Source organism: bacterium (assembly GCA_021372535.1).
GTDB lineage: Bacteria > Latescibacterota > Latescibacteria > Latescibacterales > Latescibacteraceae > JAFGMP01.
Genome location: JAJFUH010000090.1, coordinates 1 through 3,408 on the forward strand (window position 1 = coordinate 1; position 3,408 = coordinate 3,408).

Below are 3,408 nucleotides of genomic sequence, written 5' to 3' on the forward strand. Positions count from 1 at the left end.
AGAGCATCACCGATCTTGAAACCCTCCGTGACCTGATCGTGAAGAATCCCGGCAGCGCTCCCGATATCATCCGTTTCCAGGCGCTTGTGGCTTTAGGCGACGGTTACGACAAAAAGGGTGAGCAGCAAAAAGCTCTCGAAACATGGCGGAACGTTGTGGAGCTCGCCCCGAATACCCCCTGGGCCGAACAGGCGGAAAAGAAGCTGAAAAGTTCCGCCGTTCGGCGCGAAGATTCGAAAGACCGTCAGAAAAAGCTGCTGAACCGGCTTGGCGCTACCTCACCGGTGATAAAAGAACTGAGCGGGAAACTGGAGAAAGACCCCGATAATCCACGGGTGCTGTATGATCTGGCCATGGCGATAGGTGTTGAAGCGGAAAAAGGTTACGATGCAAGAATCTATGAGGACACGACGTTCCGGACTAATATCGCAATCGAAATGGTAAACCTGCTGGACAGGGCATCGAAACTGGCGCCGGACGATCAGAACATTCGCCTGGCATGCGGCATGACTTCCGTAACGATGCCTTTTTTTGTGAACCGGCTGGACAAGGGCATGGACGACCTCAAGAAGGTCATTGACAGCAGCGCCCCCGATTCTCTGAAAGCGGAAGCTCATTACTGGCTGGGGTATGCCTACAGCAAAAAGGCGACGACCGAATGGATAGAGGTCATTTCGAAGTATCCGGATTCACGGGAAGCCGCGATGAGTTTTGAAGAGATGACGCCGCAGGTGCGGCATTTCGACCGTGCGAGCCATTCCGGGCCGGTGGTCGCCATCGACTTCATTCTGGGGTTTCGGGATGAGCTTGCCCCGCAGACCGCTGTCTGGATTGTGGACGGCAGGGGAAAATTTATCAGGACACTCTATGTTTCGGGTTTCAGCGGATTCATCCGCGAGAAACAGGTCAATCTGCCGGAATGGGCGAAATCCTCCGGCTATTCCGATGCGGACGCGGTCACCGGCGCCAGCATCGATACGGGCCATCATCTTTATGTCTGGGACCTGACCGACTCTTCCGGTAAAAAGGTCGGATCGGGAACGTACACAGTGCAGGTGGAAGCATGTTACTGGCCGAGCATGAATTACCAGGCGACATCCATACCGGTCACAATCGGGAAAAAAGAGTACAGCCGCACAGTGGAGGAAGGAAATATCATCCCCTATCTCGGTGTGGTGTACTATCCGTGATGACCGGTCAATCCGGCTTGCCGGGATATGGTGTATTTTACAAGTATCCGGAATGAATTACCCCGTAGTAAACTGCGAGGAATTCTCTTGATTAACAAGAGTGGCGATTTTATGAATTCTTCCTTGAAAGCGACCCGAATTATGACTATATTCAGGTCAACCCCTATGGAGGATGAAATGAAACCCAGCGAATCGATCAGGCCGATCAGTTATCTGAAAGCCCATGCCTCGGAAGTGATCAGAGACATCTCGAATAGTCAGAAAACAATTGTTATCACCCAGAACGGCGAAGCCAAAGCTGTTCTGCAGGATGTAAAACTGTATGAAAAAACACAGGAAAGTCTCGCAATGCTCAAGATTCTCGCCATGAGCACCAAAAGCCTGAAAGAAGGAAAAACCAAGAGTCTGACTCAATCATTTGACAATGTCAGGAAAAGAATTAAAGAAAGACTCGATATATGAAATTCAGGGTCTTTATTGTCGCCGATGCAGAAGAAGATTTATTTGAAATTTATACCTCTATTGCCGCATCGGATTCAAAAAACATGGCCAATCATGTACTTGAAAAACTTGAGGCTGTCTGTCAGAGCCTTTCCGAACTTGCACACCGTGGACATGTACCCCCCGAACTCGAAAGAATAAGCGTACATGATTTTAAGGAAATACATTACAAACCCTATAGAATTCTTTATCAGATCATTGAATCTGATGTCTTTGTACACTGTGTGCTCGATGGCCGCAGAGACCTTCAGGATATCTTACAGGAAAGACTCTTACGGTAAACATCGTGGATTTCATCGGGATTTTTCAAATAAACACACACATCCGTGTTTATCAGCGGTCAAATAAATCTGTCAATCCGTGGTCAGCAGTATTTATTGATTGATTCGCATAAAAAAGTTTATTTATTTGAGGCTTTTCCGTATATTTTCCGTATATAAGTATAATACAGTGACACCAATAAAACACACCACCGTATCCTCAAAGGACTGACCGATCATGAAATATTCCGGTTATATTTTCTCTGTACTGCTCCCCGTTCTGCTGTCATGCTCTCCTGCGGCCGCGGATAACCGTTCCGATGCCGAAGCTCTCAAAGACAAGGGAAACGAGCTGTTCGGCAAAGGCAATCTCGATGGCGCCATCGACGCCTTCAAAAAAGCAATCGAGACCGACTCAACCTATGCCTTCGCCTACAACAATCTCGGTATCGTGCTCTACGAAAAGGGAGATTATACCGGCTCGGTCGAACAGCTCAGAAAGGCGATCATTCTCGATGCAAGCTATGGCAAGGCTTACAATAACCTCGGAAATGCCTTCATGGCCATCGGGGATTTCAACGGCGCCCGTGTGAGCTTCGAAGAATCGATCAGGATCGAACCCGGTATCGCGCAGAAATACGATAATCTGGGGAACGCCCTTTATGCTGTCGGCGAGATAGACAGCGCCATTGTCACCTACCGGAAAGCGATAGATATCGATTCCAAGCTCGCATCCGCCCACAGTAACCTCGGGGTCGCGCTTCAGAAAAAGGGCAATAACGATGAGGCGATCAAACAGTTCAGGGAGGCTGTCACGCTCGATTCACGGTATATCAGCGCATACATCAACCTCGGGATTGCCCTTTTCAACGATGGCAAGGGCGATGCGAGACGGGCACTCGAACCGCTGAAAACCGCTCTCAAATTTGAACCCGAAAATGTCCTCGCAATCTACAACATGAGCCTCATTTACCTGAAAGCCGGCGACTCGAAAGAGGCTGTGAAGCTCTTACGGAAAGCGGTGAAACCGGAAACCGCCGATGCCGATCTTCTCTACCTTTTCGGTGTCGCCCTCAAGGAGAACAAGAACGACCGTGAAGCGATCAAAAACTTCGAACAGGCGCTCGCTGTCGATCCCGGATATAAAAACGCCCAGGCGGCGCTCGAACTGCTCAAAGCAGACAAAAAGTGACAGTCCGGCCAATCCGTGAGAATGAATAGATCGCCTGAGCCGATCCGTTACGGTCGAGGTCCCCGCATGGCAACGCGTTTTTTTATCATGGCCATCCTCAATTTTTTAAGAACACTTTTTTTATATGTTACTTCCTTTGCGTGCCCAAAGGAAGTAACCAAGGAAAGGGCACCCCGCGAAAAGCCTTTTTCCCCGTTCACTGCCCGTTTTTCGGGAATGTGTGAACTCACGAGCCTTTGGCTCGCTCGGACAGCACCCATTCTTT

4 protein-coding genes are annotated in these 3,408 nt (G+C 49.3%); all 4 read left to right on the forward strand.

Going from position 1 to position 3,408, the window contains the following annotated elements:
* A partial coding sequence (locus tag LLG96_08855) for a DUF2271 domain-containing protein (protein ID MCE5250315.1) occupies positions 1-1,190 on the forward strand: 1,190 nt, incomplete at its 5' end.
* 177 nt (positions 1,191-1,367) lie between these two features.
* Positions 1,368-1,652, forward strand: coding sequence for a type II toxin-antitoxin system Phd/YefM family antitoxin (locus LLG96_08860; protein ID MCE5250316.1), 285 nt, complete (start codon positions 1,368-1,370; stop codon positions 1,650-1,652).
* Positions 1,649-1,972, forward strand: coding sequence for a type II toxin-antitoxin system RelE/ParE family toxin (locus tag LLG96_08865; protein ID MCE5250317.1), 324 nt, complete (start codon positions 1,649-1,651; stop codon positions 1,970-1,972). The genes LLG96_08860 and LLG96_08865 overlap by 4 nt, the downstream gene beginning before the upstream one ends.
* 217 nt (positions 1,973-2,189) lie before the next feature.
* Entirely contained in the window at positions 2,190-3,143 is a 954-nt protein-coding gene (locus LLG96_08870) for a tetratricopeptide repeat protein (protein ID MCE5250318.1), read from the forward strand.
* The last annotated feature ends 265 nt before the right edge of the window (positions 3,144-3,408 follow it).